General features: G+C 55.9%; 16 protein-coding genes and 1 pseudogene. 12 read left to right on the top strand and 5 right to left on the bottom strand.

Going from position 1 to position 18,219, the window contains the following annotated elements:
• The first annotated feature begins 2 nt into the window (after window positions 1-2).
• From GTPT_RS11075 to GTPT_RS11025, 11 genes and pseudogenes are all read left to right on the top strand, one after another.
• Complete coding sequence (locus tag GTPT_RS11075) at window positions 3-1,280, top strand: NAD(P)/FAD-dependent oxidoreductase (RefSeq protein ID WP_025901689.1); 1,278 nt, start codon at window positions 3-5, stop codon at window positions 1,278-1,280.
• Window positions 1,281-1,309: 29 nt separating this feature from the next.
• Window positions 1,310-2,914, top strand: a complete 1,605-nt coding sequence (locus GTPT_RS11070) for an ABC transporter substrate-binding protein (protein WP_029990292.1) — start codon at window positions 1,310-1,312, stop codon at window positions 2,912-2,914.
• Between the two features lie 17 nt (window positions 2,915-2,931).
• Window positions 2,932-3,888, top strand: coding sequence for an ABC transporter permease (locus tag GTPT_RS11065; protein WP_025901687.1), 957 nt, complete (start codon window positions 2,932-2,934; stop codon window positions 3,886-3,888).
• A complete protein-coding gene (locus GTPT_RS11060) occupies window positions 3,885-4,742 on the top strand; it encodes an ABC transporter permease (protein ID WP_025901686.1) in 858 nt (285 codons plus the stop codon). The genes GTPT_RS11065 and GTPT_RS11060 overlap by 4 nt, the downstream gene beginning before the upstream one ends.
• Window positions 4,739-6,409: an ABC transporter ATP-binding protein gene (locus tag GTPT_RS11055; protein WP_029990291.1), complete on the top strand. Its 1,671-nt coding sequence runs from the start codon at window positions 4,739-4,741 to the stop codon at window positions 6,407-6,409. The genes GTPT_RS11060 and GTPT_RS11055 overlap by 4 nt, the downstream gene beginning before the upstream one ends.
• Before the next feature lie 17 nt (window positions 6,410-6,426).
• Window positions 6,427-7,759, top strand: a pseudogene (locus GTPT_RS11050) (NAD(P)/FAD-dependent oxidoreductase).
• Window positions 7,760-7,768: 9 nt separating this feature from the next.
• Window positions 7,769-8,614 (top strand): GNAT family N-acetyltransferase, encoded by an 846-nt coding sequence (locus tag GTPT_RS11045; RefSeq protein WP_029990290.1) that lies wholly within the window; start codon window positions 7,769-7,771, stop codon window positions 8,612-8,614.
• Window positions 8,614-9,540 (top strand): 2-hydroxyacid dehydrogenase, encoded by a 927-nt coding sequence (locus tag GTPT_RS11040; RefSeq protein WP_029990289.1) that lies wholly within the window; start codon window positions 8,614-8,616, stop codon window positions 9,538-9,540. The genes GTPT_RS11045 and GTPT_RS11040 overlap by 1 nt, the downstream gene beginning before the upstream one ends.
• Window positions 9,541-9,544: 4 nt before the next feature.
• The gene (locus tag GTPT_RS11035; RefSeq protein WP_029990288.1) at window positions 9,545-10,675 is read left to right on the top strand and encodes an amidohydrolase; all 1,131 of its coding nucleotides are present in this window, start codon (window positions 9,545-9,547) and stop codon (window positions 10,673-10,675) included.
• A 112-nt stretch (window positions 10,676-10,787) separates the two neighbouring features.
• Window positions 10,788-12,083 carry an aspartate aminotransferase family protein gene (locus GTPT_RS11030; protein WP_051170743.1) on the top strand — a complete coding sequence of 432 codons (1,296 nt, stop codon included), beginning with the start codon at window positions 10,788-10,790 and terminating at the stop codon, window positions 12,081-12,083.
• Between the two features lie 96 nt (window positions 12,084-12,179).
• Window positions 12,180-12,707, top strand: a complete 528-nt coding sequence (locus tag GTPT_RS11025) for an Lrp/AsnC family transcriptional regulator (RefSeq protein ID WP_025901679.1) — start codon at window positions 12,180-12,182, stop codon at window positions 12,705-12,707.
• Between the two features lie 51 nt (window positions 12,708-12,758).
• Here GTPT_RS11025 and GTPT_RS11020 read toward each other — a convergent pair whose 3' ends face one another.
• The 5 genes from GTPT_RS11020 to GTPT_RS11000 all read right to left on the bottom strand — a co-directional run bounded on the left by GTPT_RS11020 (window position 12,759) and on the right by GTPT_RS11000 (window position 16,834).
• Entirely contained in the window at window positions 12,759-13,049 is a 291-nt protein-coding gene (locus tag GTPT_RS11020; RefSeq protein WP_025901678.1) for a DUF1330 domain-containing protein, read from the bottom strand.
• 4 nt (window positions 13,050-13,053) lie between these two features.
• A complete protein-coding gene (locus GTPT_RS11015) occupies window positions 13,054-13,734 on the bottom strand; it encodes a type 1 glutamine amidotransferase domain-containing protein (protein ID WP_029990286.1) in 681 nt (226 codons plus the stop codon).
• A gap of 39 nt (window positions 13,735-13,773) precedes the next feature.
• Window positions 13,774-14,808, bottom strand: a complete 1,035-nt coding sequence (locus GTPT_RS11010; RefSeq protein WP_029990285.1) for an NADP-dependent oxidoreductase — start codon at window positions 14,806-14,808, stop codon at window positions 13,774-13,776.
• Window positions 14,809-15,000: 192 nt separating this feature from the next.
• Complete coding sequence (locus tag GTPT_RS11005; protein ID WP_029990284.1) at window positions 15,001-15,597, bottom strand: TetR/AcrR family transcriptional regulator; 597 nt, start codon at window positions 15,595-15,597, stop codon at window positions 15,001-15,003.
• Window positions 15,598-15,907: 310 nt separating this feature from the next.
• Window positions 15,908-16,834 carry a LysR substrate-binding domain-containing protein gene (locus GTPT_RS11000; RefSeq protein ID WP_029990283.1) on the bottom strand — a complete coding sequence of 309 codons (927 nt, stop codon included), beginning with the start codon at window positions 16,832-16,834 and terminating at the stop codon, window positions 15,908-15,910.
• A 214-nt stretch (window positions 16,835-17,048) separates the two neighbouring features.
• Here GTPT_RS11000 and GTPT_RS10995 point away from each other — a divergent pair, with 214 nt between their 5' ends.
• Window positions 17,049-17,888 (top strand): MBL fold metallo-hydrolase, encoded by an 840-nt coding sequence (locus GTPT_RS10995; protein ID WP_029990282.1) that lies wholly within the window; start codon window positions 17,049-17,051, stop codon window positions 17,886-17,888.
• Window positions 17,889-18,219 lie beyond the last annotated feature (331 nt).

Genomic DNA, 18,219 nt, shown 5'->3' with positions numbered 1-18,219 from the left:
TGATGAAACTGGAATCTTTCTGGCAGGCCAATGCCCCGGTGTTTAAGGGGGCAGCACAAACGCCATTACCTGAACGGGCAGATGTCGTGATCATCGGCGGAGGATTCAGCGGGATCTCTGCGGCCCGCAGTCTGGCTAAGCAGGGGATTGATGTCGTGGTTCTGGAAAAAAACGGCATTATGAGCGAAGCCTCGGCCAGAAACGGGGGCCATTGCAACAGTGGCATTGCCAAAAGCTTCGCCGACCTGGTGGCCAGAAAAGGACTGGAAAAAGCCTCTGAAATGTACCGCGCCTACGATTCTGCGGTGAATTATGTCAGCGGGATCGTCAAAGAGGAAGACATTGCCTGTGACTTCCGGTTCTGCGGAAAACTCAAGCTGGCCAGTAAACCGGCCCATTTCGACGGATTGCGGGCAGCCTGTGAGCTGATGCGTAAAACGGTGGACCCGGAGGTCGAGCTTATCTCCGCGGCAGACATTGGCCGGGAAATTGACAGTCAGGCCTTCCACGGTGGATTACTGCAACAGCGCGGTGCCAGTATGCATATGGGGAAATTCGGGGTCGGTCTGGCAGAGGCCGCGGTACGCCACGGTGCCCGTATTTATGAACATCACGCGGTCACGGCGATGACCCGCCTCTCCGGTCAGCGCCACCGGATATCTACCGCCAAAGGGGACATCATCGCCGATAAAGTCTTACTGGCGACCGGTTGTTCATCTGACGGGCCTTTCCCCTGGGTTCAGCGGCGCATTGTACCGGTGGGTAGTTTTATTATCGTGACCGCACCGCTGGCCCCGGATCTGTTGCACCGGTTACTGCCTCATGACCGAACCTACGTTAACTCAATGAATATCGGCAATTATTTCCGTACCACTGCCGATCACCGGCTGGTATTCGGCGGCCGGGCACGTTTTGCCATCAGCAATCCTGCCTCAGACAGCCGTAGCGGAGAAATACTGCGCAGTGCCATGGGCAAGGTCTTTCCGGCACTGGCCTCTGCACCGGTGGATTACTGCTGGGGAGGGATGGTGGATATGAGTGCCGACAGGCTGCCCCATGCCGGAGAAGAAAATGGCGTGTATTACACCATGGGGTACAGCGGTCACGGTACCCAGATGTCGGTATGGATGGGGAATGTCATGGCAGACCTTATCAGTGGCCGGGCAGACAACAACCCCTGGAATGATAAACCCTGGGCACCGGTGCCTGGCTATTTCGGCAAGCCCTGGTTTCTGCCACTGACCGGGCTGTATTACAAAGCGAAAGATCGCCTGTTCTAACTGAATCGTTCCAATTGCGGAGAGCGTCGATGAGCAAAGATGATAAAGATTTTCCGAACCAGCACACGTTAACCCGTTCCCTGAACCGGGGATCCCTTTCCCGGCGTGACCTGATTAAGCTCCTCTCTGTCGGGGCCGTGATCGGCAGCGGCCTGCCCGGTTTCTCTGCCAGTGCCCTGGCCGCGGAAGTGCCGGTAAAAGGCGGTAAAATGCGGGCGGCGATGTCAAACTCGTCAGCCACCGATACCCTGGACCCGGCAAAAGCCAACAACAGCGCAGACTATACCCGCCAGTATATGTTCTATAACGGGTTAACCGAAATTAACCAGACATTAGTCGCCACACCAGCACTGGCGACCGCACTGCAGTCGGATGACGGCATCCGCTGGCAGATCACGCTCCGCAAAGGGGTCACCTTCCATAACGGTAAAAGCCTGACGGCTGACGATGTTGTCTGGTCTTTGTCCCGGCATAAGGATCCTTCCGTCGCCTCCAGTGTGTTTAGCCTGGCGCAACAGTTTAAAACGCTGACCGCCGTCAGCCCGCAGCAGGTCGAGATTGTTCTGCAGGGGCCGAATTTTGACCTGCCGCTGATGCTGGCGATGCCTGCGTTCCTGATTGTGCCGGCAGACACCACCGATTTTAACAAAGGGATCGGCACCGGGCCGTTTGTCTGTCAGGCCTTCGTCCCCGGGTTGCATACCCTCGGAAAACGTAACACCGCTTACTGGAAGCCCGGACTGCCTCATCTTGACGACATTGAACTGCTGGGCGTACCTGACCAGGCCGCCCGCGTTAACGGACTGATGTCCGGTGATTTACATATCTGCTCGTCGATCAGCCCGGATTATGCTCAGCGGTTAAAAAACAGTGGCGGGCAGTTTGGCGTTCTGGAAAGTAAATCGGGCATGTATACCGACCTGATTATCCGCACAGATATCACCCCGGGCAAAAATGAAGATTTCGTGATGGCGATGAAATATCTCCAGCCCCGGGAGATGATGGTCAATACCGCGTTACTGGGCTACGGCACCCCCGGCAATGATACCCCGGTGCCCCCCTGGCATCCGCTGTACAATGCGGATCTCAAACCCCGGCCGATCGATACCGATAAAGCCCGTTTCTATCTGAAGAAAGCAGGGATGAGCGGAGCCAGTGTTGAAGTGGTCACCGCACCGACCCTGGACGCCGCCGAGGAAGGTGCACTGATGATGCAGAATATTGCCCGTAACGCCGGGCTGAATATTAATGTGCGCCGTGTTCCTTATGAAGGCTACTGGTCGACACACTGGATGAAAGATCCTATCGGGTACGGATCGGTTAATCCACGGCCGACGGTCGACCTGTTGTTTTCTCAGTTCTATCTCTCCACGGCGGCAAACAACGAATCAAAATGGCATAACCCGCAGTTTGATCAGCTGGTGGTGGCCGCGCGCGGCGTTCGTGATGAGGCTAAACGCAAACAGATGTACGGGGACATGCAGACGCTGATCTACAACCATTGCGGCACACTGGTGCCTGTTTTTGTCAGCTCGCTGGATGGTTACAGCCACCGGGTGAAAGGGCTGGCGTCCAGCCCGTCAGGCATGATGATGGGGTACCGTTTCCACGAAAATGTGTGGCTGACCGCCTGATTAACAAGGAGAAGCCCATGAACCGTTTTATGATGTTGCTGATCGCCCGACGGATCGGGTCGGGCATTCTGACGCTGCTCATCGTTTCCATGGTGGTGTTTTTCATCACCAGTTTATTACCCGGTGATGCCGCACAAATGATCCTCGGACAAAATGCGACACCTGAAACGGTGACGGCTTTACGCCACCAGCTGGGGCTGGATCAGCCCTTGCCGGTGCGCTATTACCACTGGTTTACCGGCCTGATACAGGGGAACTTCGGGGTTTCTTACGCCAGCCGGTTACCGGTCTCTGAGCTGATCTCCCCGAGGATCCCGGCCACGCTCGAACTGGCCGCGGTCACGACCCTGGTGTCTGTCCCGCTGGCGCTGTTTATCGGTTTTTCTGCTGCCATGCAGCGTGATAAATGGGTCGATAAGGCTCTGGTGACCTGCACTATGGCCACGGTTGCAGTGCCTGAGTTTCTGATAGCGACCGTCGCGGTAATGGTGTTTGCCGTCAGGCTGCATTGGGTTTCTGCGATGTCATTTGGCAGCCCGAATGTGGATCTGATGAGTTTTATTCAGGCTTACGCACTGCCGGTGCTGACCTTATGTTGTGTACTGACGGCGCAAATGGCCAGAATGACACGTTCGGCGATCATCAGTCAGCTCGACAGCCCCTATGTGGAAATGGCACTGCTCAAAGGCGTGTCACCGGCCCGGGCCGTGCTTCGTCATGCCTTACCCAATGCTGCCGGGGCTATCGCCAATGCCATCTCGCTCAGCCTGTCTTATCTGTTTGGCGGCGTCATCATTATTGAAACGATCTTTAATTACCCCGGACTGGCCAGCCAGTTGGTGGATGCGGTCAGTAACCGGGATCTGCCGGTAGTACAGATTTGCGTCATGCTGTTCGCCGCCTGTTATCTGCTGTTATTGCTGGTCGCGGATATCATCACTATCGCTTTTAACCCGAAGTGGAGGAGCTCATGAGATACCTTTCCACCGCATGGTCTTTTTTTCAGTCGCTCAGGTTTTCCGGAAAGCTGGGGTTACTGATCACGCTGTTCTGGGTAGTGATGGCGATCCTGGGCAGCAAAATCGCCCCGTATCCGGTGAATGATATCGGCAGCGGGCCTCTGTTCAGTGGATTTTCTGCCAGGTTCTGGCTGGGAACCGATTATCTGGGGCGCGATATCCTGACCCGCATCCTGTATGGCAGTCGCTATACGCTCGGGCTTGCCCTGACGGCGGCCGTGCTGGCCAGTGTGGTGGGTACCTTGCTGGCTCTGCTGGCGGCGGTCAGTGGCCGCTGGCTGGAAGAAATTCTCGGGCGAGTCAATGACGCTTTACTGGTTCTGCCCGGCAAAGTCCTGTCACTGATGATTGTCGCCGTTTTTGGTTCGTCGTTGCCGATGCTGATCGTTACGGCGGTATTTACCTACTGGCCCGGTGCCTATCGGATAGCCTTTGCCCTGGCCAGCCAGTTACGGAACATGGACTACGTCAGGGTGTCGCAACTACGCGGAGAAAGCCGGGCCTATATCGCGCTTTTTGAAATTCTGCCGAATATGATCCATCCGATGCTGGCAGATTTCGGCCTCAGATTTATTTATATCGTCCTGCTGCTGAGCGGGCTCAGCTTCCTGGGACTGGGCGTACAGCCCCCCCAGGCTGACTGGGGAACGCTGGTCCGCGAAAACATGCAGGGATTATTTAACGGTTCACCGGCGGTCCTGATGCCGGCGCTGGCGATAGCCAGCCTGACCATCGGGGTTAACCTGTTTATTGACAGTCTGCAAAGTCTGCGTCCGACGACGCTGGCGCTGGCGAAGGAGGAGGTATGACAGTGTCTTTCTATCCTGATAATGCGGTGGTGTCGGTCGATAACCTGCAGGTCTGTGCCATCAATCACGGAGTGGAAACTGAGCTGGTTAGCGGTATCAGTTTCTCGGTCAGAAAAGGGGAAGTGCTGGCATTGATTGGTGAGTCCGGGTCGGGAAAAACGACTATCGCAATGGCGCTGATGGGCTATGCCCGTCAAGGTTGCCGGGTGACCGCGGGGAAAGTCCAGGTCGCCGGCAGCGATGTTAGTGCGCTGTCGCCGGCACAGTTGCGGGCATTTCGCGGGGATAACGTCGCTTATATCGCGCAAAGCGCCGCCGCGTCGTTCAATCCGGGCATGAAAATTATCGATCAGGTCACCGAACCGGTACTGATCCACGGAAAAATGAGTAAAGCACAAGCGCGGGAAAAAGCGATCGGCCTGTTCAAAGAACTGGCCTTGCCGGACCCGGAGACTATCGGTCAGCGCTATCCGCACCAGGTGTCCGGCGGGCAGTTACAGCGTTTAATGACGGCTATGGCTTTGATGGCAGACCCGCAGGTCATTATTCTCGATGAGCCGACCACCGCACTGGACGTGACCACCCAGGTGGAAGTCCTGAAACTGTTTCGTAAGATTGTCTCAACACGCAAAATGACGGCCATTTATGTCAGCCATGACCTCGCGGTTGTCGCGCAGATGGCAGACCAGATTATGGTTTTGCAACGCGGAAAAATCGTCGAATACGGCCCGGCCGCGCAACTGCTCAGCCACGCCCGCCAGCCTTATACGCTCCAGCTCATGGACGCGGCACGCCAGGTGATGCGGCCCGGCGGCTGGAGCAGGGATCATGGAGATGTGCATCCGTTACTGGAAGTGCGTGATTTGTGTGCCGGTTACGGGCCACGTAATAGCGAAGGCATCCCGAAAATCCGCATCAGTGAGAATATTCAGCTCAGGCTGTGGAAAGGTCAGGCCGTGGGGATCATCGGCGAATCCGGGTCCGGTAAAACAACGCTGGCACAGGCCATCGCCGGCATCAATCCGGCCTGGTCGGGGCATTTACTTTTTAATCATCATTATATTTCCCGTGACCTCGGACAGCGCAGTGTCCGGGAATTACAGCAAATACAGTATGTTTTTCAGATGGCGGACACGGCACTGAATCCGGCACACACTGTGACCGCGATCCTCAGTCGTCCGTTGCAGTACTTTTTTAAGCTGCGCGGAGCCGCGCTGGAACAGCGGATTTCAGAATTACTGGATCTGGTCAGGTTACCGGACACCGTTCGCCATCGTAAACCTGCCTCATTGTCCGGCGGTCAGAAACAACGGGTCAATCTTGCCCGCGCACTGGCCGCCAACCCGGAAATTATCATCTGCGATGAAGTGACGTCAGCGCTGGATACCGTGGTCGCGGCGGCGATCCTGGACCTGATAGCCGACCTCAGACGCCGGTTTAATCTTTCGGTGTTGTTTATCAGCCATGATATGCATGCCATCCGGGCTGTGTGCGATGACATTGTAGTGATGCAGCAAGGGCGGATTGTGACGCAGATTGCACGTGAGGACTACGCAAAACCGTCGAGTGAACTCTACTTTGAACGGTTAAAACGGGCGGTGCCGGAACTCCGCCAGGGCTGGCTGGATGAACATCAGGATGTCGTTAAAACCGGTGTCACTGCTTAACAGAGGATAATTTTTTTATGCCGGCATTGATAAGATATGTACAGGACAGCCCCCATTTCCCGGATGCCGCCGATGTGGTGATTATCGGGGCCGGGATCTCCGGTTCGGCCGCGGCCTGGGAATTAACCCGCAAGGGACTCAGGGTGGTGATTATCGAAAAAGGGCTGGTCGGTGCGGAACAATCCAGCCGTAACTGGGGCTGGTGTCGCCAGCAGAATCGTGATGAACGGGAATTACCGTTGATTATTCACGCCTTGCAGCGCTGGCAGGAACTGAATGAAGAAACCGGCGAAGAACTCGGCTTTCGCCGATCCGGGCTGGTGTACGCCACCCGCGACCCGGCGGAAATTGCAGCCTGGGAAAACTGGGGGAAAATGGCCCGCCATTATGATGTCCGCAGTCACATCCTCAATGCTGCCGGGGCAAAAGCCCTGACACCAGGCAGTACCACCGACTGGCTGGGGGGTGTCCATTCACCCGATGATGGCTATGCAGACCCGTCGCAGGCCGCCCCGGGGCTGGTGGTGGCGACACAACGGCAGGGCGCTTTGGTGTTTCAGCAATGTGCGGTACGCGGTCTGGATATTTCTGCCGGTAAAGTCAGCGGTGTGATCACCGAGCGGGGACTGATCAAAACCTCCGGGGTTGATCTGTGCCGCCGGGGTCTGGACCTCCCTGTTTTGCCGCCGGCATGGTCTCGAATTGCCGCTGGGGAATGTGATCGGCACAGCCTTTCGTACCCATCCCATCGACCAGGTGGTGACCGCGCCGTTTTATACCGGCAGTTTTGCCTGCCGCCCGCAGTCCGATGGCGGTTATACCGTTTCTGTCTCCGGAAAAGGGCGGCTGGAACCGGGCTTCCAGGGGCTGAAATACAGCCGGCATTTTTATCAGACGTTCCGCGCACGTCGTAAAAATTTAACCGTCGCGCCGGGGCTGTCCGCGTTTATCCGTGGCCCGGAAACCCTGGCGCGCTGGTCGATGGACGGGGTTTCACCGTTTGAAAAGGTCAGGATCCTGGATCCGCAAGCCGACCACGACATGGTCAGGCAGGGGCTTGCGGCGATGGTAAAAGAATTTCCTGCCTTACAGGGGCTGCGTGTGTCACAGTCCTGGGGCGGGATGATAGACAGTACCCCGGATGCTATCCCGGTGATCTCAACTGTCCGGCAGATCCCGGGGTTGGTACTTTCCGCCGGGTACAGTGGTCACGGGTTCGGGATCGGCCCGGGTGCGGGCCGTCTGGCGGCCGATTTAGTGACCGGGGATACCCCGATTGTTGACCCCGCACCTTATCGCTACTCACGTCTGGTTGATGGCAGTGATCTTGATGCACCTGGAATGATGTAAGGAGAAAGAATGAGCATTGTATTGCGTCAGATGAATGAAAACGATACGGAAACCGGCTACCAACTCAGTCAGCAGGTGAAATGGCCACACCGCCGGGAAGACTGGCTGCAGGCGTACCGGTTGGGGGAAGGGCTGGTGGCCACAGAGGCCGGTAAAACGGTCGGCTGTGCCCTGATCTGGCACTGGGGGGGATCTCATACCCTTGGGCTGGTGATTGTCGACCCTCAGTGTCAGGGACGCGGCATCGGTAAACTATTAATGGAAGGGCTGCTGGAAAAAGCGCCGGAGGGCATGGTCCGGTTACATGCTACCGAAATGGGCAAAGGTCTGTACGAAAAATACGGATTCAGGCAGCAGTCTCCCATGCATCAGCATCAGTCAGCGTCTCTGCCGCCTTTCCCGGCCGCGGAACCTGCACCCGGCCAGCGGTTACGGGCAGCCACCGCCGATGACTTACCCCGTCTGATTGACTATGACTACAGTGCTCACGGATTACGTCGGGCAGCTCTGTATGAAGATTTAGCCGGGTCAGCAGAGTTTATCACCGTGCTGGAGACCGGAGATGAGATCACAGGCTTTGCTGTTGTCAGAAAGTTTGGCCGGGGTTACGTGGTCGGGCCATTACTGGCTCGTGACGAAGCCGCCGCCAGAACCCTGTTCTGTGACTGTGCCGCCAGATTACAGGATGAATTTGTGCGTATCGACACGCAGGGCGAATGGCCGTTCTCCGTCTGGCTGAAAGCTCAGGGTATGCCGGTGGTGGATGCCCCGGTGATGATGGTCCGTGGCACCCCCTGGCAGAAGCGTCCGGAGGCATTTCTCGACTTTGGTCTGTTTTCACAGGCGTTGGGCTAATGAGTATTGTCTATGATTCCGATCAGCATCGCGGCCTGATCTGGCAAGCGTGGCTTGCAGAGCACGCGCCGGATCTGCCGTTTTATCTGTGGCCTGAAACCGGCGACCCGCAACAGGTTAACTATCTGGTGACCTGGTCGGTGCCGGACAACCTGAGCGAGCGTTTCCCGAACCTGAAAGTGATTTTCTCGGTGGGCGCGGGGGCGGATCAGTTTGATTATTCCCGTCTGCCGCCGGGCGTGCGCGTCGTCAGGATGATTGAACCCGGCATTGCACAGAGCATGACGGCGTACATCACTTTTTCGGTACTGGCGCTGCACCGTGAGATACCGATGTATCTCCGCCAGCAGCAAAAAAGAGAATGGAAAAAAGGGCGGATCCTTCCGACAGAAACCTGCCGGGTCGGGATTATGGGGCTGGGGACTCTGGGGGAGGCCGCCGCGCTGCAACTGCTTTCTCTGGGTTTTCGTTGTTCAGGGTGGAGCCGGACGCCGAAGTCGGTCTCCGGGGTGACTTGCTGGTCGGGTGATGAGGAGCTGCAGCCGTTCCTGGCAGAAAGTGACATTCTGGTTTGTCTGTTACCACTGACTTCCCGTACCCGCGGTATTCTGAACCGCGATGTCTTTCAGCAGTTACCCGCGGGGGCAGGCCTTATCCATGCCGGCCGCGGTCAGCAACTAAACCATGGCGATTTGCTGACGGCACTGGACAGCGGCCAGCTGAGTCAGGCCATTGTTGATGTGACCGACCCGGAACCCTTACCGGAAGACCACCCTTTCTGGGCGCATCCGTCCCTCTGGTTAACCCCGCATATCGCCAGTGAGACACAGCCGGAAACCTCGGTCAGGGTATTGCTGGAGAATATTCGCTGTCATCAGCGGGGAGCGCCGATAGCAGGTCTGGTGGAACCGGAACGAGGATATTAATGAAATGATCACGGATAAATGGATACAACTGCGGCACAGGCTGCATCAGCACCCTGAAACAGGTTTTAAAGAGTTTCAGACGTCAGAGATTATTGCAGACGAGCTGAACCGCCTGGGGATAGAAGTTTACCGGAATATCGGTAAGACCGGCGTCGTTGGTCTGCTGAAGGGCCGTGACGGGCCGCGGATGATAGGTCTGCGCGCCGATATGGATGCCTTACCAATGAATGACCTGGGGAAACAGCCCTGGGCCAGCCAGCAATCGGGGATTGCCCATGCCTGCGGGCATGACGGTCACACGGTCATGCTGCTGGCCGCCGCGGAAGCCCTGGCGGCGGAACGTGACTTTACCGGTACCGTCTGCTTTATTTTTCAGCCGGCAGAAGAGGGGCTGGCCGGGGCCAGGGCGATGATCGAAGACGCGCTGTTTGAACGATTCCCGTGTGATGCTGTTTACGCTATCCACAACTGGCCGGAATTACCGGCCGGGGAGTTCCGTAGCCGGGCAGGCCCGATCATGGCTGCCGGGGACCGGTTCGATATCACCCTGACCGGGACGGGGGGGCATGCGGCGCAGCCTCATCTGACCCATGATACGTTGCTGGCGGTCAGCGAACTGGTGGTGGCACTGAATACCCTGGTGTCCCGGGCACTGGCACCGTATGAACCGGCGGTATTAACGGTGACCCGCATTCAGGGGGGGCATTCACATAATATGATCCCCTCCGACGCATCCGTCACCGGGACGGTGCGTACTTTCACCCCCGGGGCACAGGACATTATCGAACGGCAGTTGCGGCATATGGCGGGTCATATCAGCGCGGCCCACGGGCTGACGGCAGAAGTCAGTTACCACCGGTATTATCCTGCTACCTGCAACAGTGCCCGGGAAACCGGGATTGCTCTGCAGGCCGCTCAGGCCGCGGGCCTGTCCGCACAAACGGCGGAACATCCGGCGCTCACCTCTGAAGACTTCTCCTTTATGCTGCAGCAGAAACCGGGAGCGTATGTCTGGCTGGGTTCCGGCCCCGGTGCGGCCTTACACCAGGCGGAATACGATTTTAATGATGAGGTTATCCCTTACGGCGTGCGCTGGTGGCGTCAGCTGGTCGCACTCGAGCTGGGCGGAGAGTAACGTACCGGCCACGTATTTTCAGGTTCAGGGTCTCTGCCGCATGCAGGGCAGCGCAGATTTCCGGGGAGACAGTCTTTTTATCATGTGACTCATCAGTCGCGGGGAAAAGTGTATGAGCGAAGTAATGACGGCCTTTCCGGCCAGTAATGACCACTGGCTTGACGCGCGTAACAGAGAAATCCCCGCCGGACTTGTGACAGTCCATCCGTTGGTTATCGGGAAAGGGCGCGGCGCAGAGGTGTGGGATGTCGAAGGTACCCGTTATCTTGATTTTGCGGGCGGTAGCGGCGGACTGAATATCGGGCATAATCACCCGGCCGTCGTCTCTGCCATCACCCGGCAATTGAACCAATTCACCGGCGACTGCTTCCGCGTGGCTGCCAGCCCCTTGTATATCCGGCTGGCCTGCCGGCTTAATCAACTGGTGGGCGGCGACGAAGCCTTTCAGACGGTGTTCTTCAATACCGGGGCAGACGCGGTGGCACAGGCAGTTAACAGTGCCCGGGCATTTACCGGACGCCCCGGTATTATCACCTTCGAGGGGGCATTTCATCACTCTTCTCTGGCAGACTGCCGGCTGACCGGCCATAGTCCGGTCGGGCAGGCGGACTCAGCACACGGGGCCAGCGACGTTTGCTCACTGCCGTATCCCGACAGCTCGCGGGGGATTTCTGAAGCAGACTGCCGGGCGGCCCTGTGGCACTGTCTGGCAGGCGGAGAGCGTGCGGGGCAGGTCGCTGCCATTCTTCTGGAGCCCATTCAGGGTGAGAGTGGGATCATCCCGGCTCCGGCTTCATTTATGCAGTATCTGCAGCGGATTTGCCGGCAGTACGATATGTTACTGATTTGCGATGAACTGCAGAGTGGCTTCGGCCGCACCGGCGAGATGTTTGCCTATGAACAGTCAGGGGTCATGCCGGATCTGGTGATCACCGGCAACCCGGGTACAGGCTTACCGATGTCGGCAGTCACGGGCCGTCGTGCGGTAATGAATGCCTCCCGGCCGGTCAGTCCTCAGGGGGGGAACGTCTTAGCCTGCGCTGCCGCGCTGGCAGTCCTTGAAGTGCTCGGAGAGGAAGACCTGCTGAACCGCAGTCTGCTACTGGGTGAGCGATTGTCTCAGCGGTTAGTACAAATGCGCGAAAAATATGCCTGCCTGCGGTATGTGCGTGGTCGTGGTCTGATGCTCGCGGTCGAAATTGTCGACCCCGATACGGGTAAACGCGATGCCGCTCTGGCGCAGGCTATCCTGGATGCGGCCTGTATCGAAGGATTATTGCTGGTCCGCTGCGGATTATACCGGAATGTTATCCGGTTTCTGGCACCGCTGGTCACCACAAACGCCCAGCTGGAAGAGGCATTTCATCTGTTCGAACTCGCCCTCGCCCGGGCAACAGGGAGGTTATAACATCATGATTTTCATATTTAAACAGTAGCCCTCCTGCATTAATGCGTGGTATATCAATAGTTACAGACCACGCCTTAAGGACACTCAGGGGACTTTATGAACGGCTTACTGAAACTGGATCGTCTGGATATTGCTATTCTTTCGCACCTGCAAAAAGACGGGCGTATCAGTAATGTTCATCTGGCCGACGCGGTAGGGTTATCCCCCAGTCCCTGCCTGCAACGGGTAAAGCGGCTGGAAGCCGCCGGATTTATTACCGGCTATGAGGCACATATCAATCTGGCGAAAATTACCGAGTCGGTCAGTGTTTTTACCGAAGTCACACTGGCCGGACACCGTCGGGAAGACTTCCGGCGTTTTGAACAGCGTTTAGCACAGGTCAGTGAAATCATGGAATGCCATGTGATCACCGGAGGATACGACTACCTGCTACGTTTTATGACCCGCAGTATTGAGCATTATCAGCAAGTGATTGAGGGATTACTGGATGACGATATTGGTATCGAAAAATACTTCAGCTATATCGTGATCAAATCACCGATACTTAAAAGCAGTATGCCGTTGCAAAATCTGCTGGGACATCAGGAAAGGGCGGGTGACGAGGAAAGCACGGTCGGCCGCTAAACAACCGGACTGACGGAGACCGGCCAGCGACTGACCGGTTTCCGCCAGGTTTCAGGCAATACCGTCCGTGAGAACGACCCGGTATTTTGCCCCTTTCAGACGATGCTGTTTAGCCGCCTGATAAGCCGGGCTGTGATACCAGGCGCGGGCGGCTGCCATATCCGGGAAGCTCAGCAGCACGACCCCCTCTGCCGCGGGGCCTTCCAGACCTTCAGCCTGACCATAGAAGGCCAGAGGGGTTATCGGATGCTCGCCTCGCGCGTCTGCGGCTTTCTGCGCATATATTTCCATCTCGTCCTGATCCAGTGTTTCGTCGCGGATAAAAATAATATAAGCGCTCATGATATTACCCTTTCAGTGCCTGCAGCAGGGCCTGAGCCGTTGCGGCAGAAGACCCCGGGTTCTGGCCGGTGATCAGCAGACCATCGGTCACCACATAAGATCCCCAGTCCGGGCCTTTACTGTAATCAGAGCCGTTTTCTTTCAGCATATCTTCCACCAGGAAAGGCACGATATCCGTCAGTTGCACGGCAGCTTCTTCACTGTTGCTGAACCCGGTCGTCCGCAGACCACGGACCAGAGGTTCACCGTCCGGCTTTTTAACACTGCGCAGTACGCCCGGGGCATGGCAGACCGCAGCCACCGGACGTCCCTTCGCCAGGGTCTGTTCGATAGCGGTAATGGAGTCTTTATCGGTGGCCAGGTCCCATAACGGGCCATGGCCGCCCGGGTAGAAAATGGCGTCGAACTGGTCGACGTTGACCGATTTAAGCGCAACAGTGTTGGCCAGTTCGTTTTTCGCGGCCTCGTCATTTTCGAAACGACGGGTCTCATCGGTCTGAAAATCAGGCAGATTACTTTTCGGGTCCAGAGGCGGCTGCCCGCCGAGAGGTGAGGCCAGAGTCAGCTCCGCCCCGGCATCTTTAAAGACATAATAAGGGGCAGCCAGCTCTTCCAGCCAGAATCCCGTTTTTTCGCCAGTGTTACCCAGTGTGTCGTGCGATGTCAGTACAATCAGAATTTTCATTGTTTATCCTTGTAGCGGGTTCAGTCATCGTGTGCAGGTTTAATCATCCGCCAGCCGGATCACCAGCTTACCGAAGTTGTGACCCTGTAACATTCCGCTGAGTGCCCCGGGGGCGTACTCCAGGCCATCGATCACCTGTTCGCGATAATGAATTTTTCCCTGACGGATCCAGTCCGTCATCAGCGTACGGAACGCCGGGAAATGCGGGGCATAGTCATCAAAAATAATAAAACCCTGCAGACGAATACGTTTTTTCAGCAGCGTACCGATAAACGCCGGCAGGCGATCACCCCCGGAGGCCGCACCGGTGTCATTATAATGAGCGACCGTGCCGCACAGGGGAATACGTGCTTTCGGGTTGAGCAGCGGTACGACAGCCTCAAAGACCGCACCGCCAACGTTTTCAAAGTAAATATCAATCCCGTCCGGGCAGGCGGCTTTCAGTTGCTCTGCAAAGCCGGCATCTTTGTGATTCAGGCAAAGATCGAAGCCGGCGTGTTCAACAGCATCCCGGCATTTTTCATCACTGCCGGCCACGCCGACCACACGACAGCCTTTCAGCTTCGCTATCTGACCGACGGTGCTGCCGACAGGGCCGGTCGCCGCCGCAACGACCAGCGTTTCACCGGCGACAGGCTGGCCGATATCGGTCAGTCCCATATACGCGGTAAAACCCGGCATTCCGGTGACACCCAGAGACAGTGACGGCTGCTGCGGATTCGCCCCGAGATTAACCACGCCTTTACCGTCGGACAGGGCATAGTCCTGCCATCCGCCGTAGGCCAGTACCCAGTCATCTTTTTTAAATTCCGGATGCAGCGAGCTGACCACACGGCTAATCGTGCCACCCACCATCACATCACCGATGGCAACCGGAGCTGCGTAAGAAGGCGCATCACTCATGCGGCCGCGCATATAAGGGTCGAGAGACAGATACACCGTACGCAGCAGCATCTGTCCTTCTGCCGGTTCAGGCAATTCGGCATTTTCGAGCCGGAAGTTCTCCGCCGTCGGAATGCCGACAGGACGCGAGGCCAGTACCCAGCGGCGGTTTGTGTGAGCTGTTTGTTGCATATCTGTCTCCGGAGATTAAATCAGACCTGTCGTCTGGATATTGAAAGGGCAGCCGTCATCAGTGTGGAAACCTGAAATACAGTTAAACAGTTTTTCACCGGACCTGAAATTAGACCAGTCGTCTGGATGGTAAAGTATAACTGAGTCACTGATAAGAGAAGCTTCCCTGAAACGCACATATTAATAAAATGATTATAGCTGCAATAAGCGTTTTGTCAGGGTCATCGCCGGGGCTAGCGGAGAAAGACTGCCGGTCATTTTCCCCATCAGACTGGCCCCAAGCCACAACTGATACAGGGACCCGGCAAACATCAGACATCCTTCCGGTGGGGGGACGAAACTGTTTTCCGCCACCATCCGTTCAAGCTGTCCGGCCAGACGTTGCACAATACGGGTGGTACCTTGCTCCAGCGCCAGGCGCATCGGTTCGGATAAATCGCTGACCTCCGCGCCCAGCTTTACGGCCAGGCACTGATATCCTTTGGGAATAGGGCCATCGTCGGTGGCTGTCCAGCTCTGCCAGTAGTTCATCATGGCCTGTGCAGGATCCTCTCCGGCACTGAGCAGTTCTTCCATCGTCTCCAGATAGCGTGTGAAATAGTCTTCCAGCATCAGGGTGCCGAACTCTTCTTTGGAAGCAAAGTAATAGTAAAACGATCCTTTGGGAATGCCGGCAGCGGTCAGGATCTCATTCAGGCCAACGGCAGAAAATCCCTTACGGCTGATAATTTTCTTCGCGACCTCGACGACCCGCTGGCGATTATCGTGAATAGTGCGTGATGATTTCATAGCAGGAGGTACCCCGTCTCAGCAGTGGGCAAATTACCGTCTGCCGGCGGGCAGGCGGTCATGAGAGGGGTCAGTATAAAGAGGGCCCCGGAAATCATCTACCCCCCTGCATAGTTCTTACCCCTGCATAGTTCCTACCCCTGGCATAGCTCCGCCACTGCGCCCGGCAACGGAGAACGAACGAAGGGGGGCTCAGAAGAGAGGAGCAACAGTAATTAAAGCGGATAACCGGATAAACCGGGAACAGGAATAAGGTCACGTCACTGCTTCCGGGCTGACGGGGGCTTAAACTTAAGGCAGCCCGGATGAATTAAATGGCGGAACAGGGGCGGTTGCTGGTATTAAGGCTGGTAAGCGTATTCATTTCAGCAAGCAACCAGAGTTCAAAACATTCCAGCGCCGCCTCATTGATTCCCGTTTCCGCCGGTTTTACTAAACAGAAGTTTTTGTTCAGGCAGTCCGGGGAATGCCAGGGCGAAACGAGCCTGCCGCAACGCAATTCATTTTCGACATACATACGCGGAACCAATGCGACGCCTTGTCCCGCGATGGCGGCAGCGATGGCCATTTCATGAAGATCGTACCGCACTCCCTGAGCAGGATTATCGAGGTGTATTCCACTTTGCCGGGCATAATGATGCCATGCATCAGGATTCTGTCGCCGGTGAATGCGCGGAAGTTCGTTTAATTGTCGATTGAAGTCATTATTTGTTAACAATGCGGGATGGCAAACAGGCAGCAGATTTTCCTGAAACAGAAATTGCATTCGCATGCCCGCCCATGCGGAATGTTCAAAATGAATGACCGCGTCAAAGCCACTGCCTGGCAAGATAAAGGGGTCCGTTCTCGCCGCAATATTTAACGTTATCTCCGGAAACATAGAGTTAAAGCCGCTCAGGCGGGGAATAAGCCAACGGCTGGAGAAGGTCGGCAGAACGGCGATATCCAGATTCTTACTGCCTTCCGGTATTCCAATGATGTACTGGGTATCTCTTTCGAGCCGATCGAGAGTTTCACGTACGTGATGTGCATAGCGCGCGCCGACAGGGTTAAGCTTTACCCGGCTCCCCATACGGTCAAACAGTTTACAGTTCAGCAGTGCTTCCAGACGCGCAATCTGACGGCTAATCGCCCCTTCCGTTAATGATAATTCCTCTGCAGCACGGGCAAAATTACCGTGCCTTGCGGCGGCATCAAAAGCCTGCAGGGACGCGCTACTGGGTATTTTTCTACGCATAAATCAGGTTCCTTGCTCAACGCTTATAACGTGCCTTGATTGACTTAATATCACTAACCCGTGACATATTATCGTTTTTAAGCGGCAGAACCAGCCTGTAGCATGATGAAAAGTCATTGAGAAATCGTATTTACTTGCCGGTCTGATGACCTGTATTCGTTGTGCTGGCTTCCCGGCAGAATACCTGTTCGCCGTAACTCACCAGGAGGTAGTCATGAGCCATCCCTTTCCGTTCCGCCAGATGGGCGATTTCCAGATTACTGCGCTAAATGACGGCAATATGTCAGCCAGCCTGGATTTGCTGTCAGGCATTAAAAAAGCTGATGCGGAAGTTATTCAATACCGTGCAGGGCTCGATGAGCCCGACGATATTCATATCAACTGTTACCTGATCCGCGGTCGGGGTCAGGTCATTCTGGTTGACGCTGGCACAGGCCCGCAGAACAACAGGGCGGGGCAACTCAAAGCAAACCTTGCCGCTGCTGGTGTCAGCCCGGACGACGTCGATACCGTTTTATTGACGCACTGCCATCCGGATCATATCGGAGGTCTGCTGGACCCTGAAAAACAGCCTGTTTTTAAAAATGCTGAAATTACTCTTCATCCTCTCGAGGCGAGACACTGGCAGGATGATGACCAACTCAAGATGGCGAATGATCGCGGGCAACGTAATTTCTGGCTGGTCCGCCAGACATTAGACGCTTATGCCGGGAAGGTGCGTTTTTTTAACGGCGACAAAATAGCCGGGGGTATTCTGCCGGTATGGCTACCCGGTCATACGCCCGGGCACACCGGGTTTCGTATCAATGCGGAGGATAAAAGCTTATTAATATGGGGAGATATTGTCCATTATCCTTATATTCAGTCAGCGCACCCGTCTGTCTCTGTATTATTCGACATCAACCCCGCCGAGGCAGCGGAAACAAGGAAGAAAGTGATGGAAAAAGCTGTCAGCGAAAAACTTATCATTGCCGGCATGCACCTAAGTCAGGCAGGATTTGCCCGTGTGCTGAAGGAAGGGAATGCATACCGTATTTCCTGCTCTGAAAGATAAATGGGCAGGTCTGATTGAGTGGCTATAAATGAGTACCGGGTCAGGCACAATCCTCTGACTTCAGACCCGGGCGGGTTAAATGTTCGCGCCGGGCTGAAAGAAAGTTACAGTGTAACTCTGTGCAATGAAGTGCAAAAAGTGCAATGACAATGTGGCATCGGTATGGTCTGCGTCGCGGCGGAAAATGCTGCGGCGTAAAGAGAGGTCAGTCACTGACAGTGTCGCGCCAGCGAGACTCAATACTTTTATTCTTACCCTCTGAAATAACCTCAGAAACCTGATGTAATTCTCTCAGAGTTCACGCGCCAGCCGGGTCCCGGTTGAAAAATGC

Origin of the sequence: Tatumella ptyseos ATCC 33301, assembly GCF_000735525.1 — a bacterium.
Taxonomy (GTDB): Bacteria; Pseudomonadota; Gammaproteobacteria; order Enterobacterales; family Enterobacteriaceae; genus Tatumella; species Tatumella ptyseos.
This window is presented reverse-complemented; position numbering and strand designations above follow the sequence as displayed.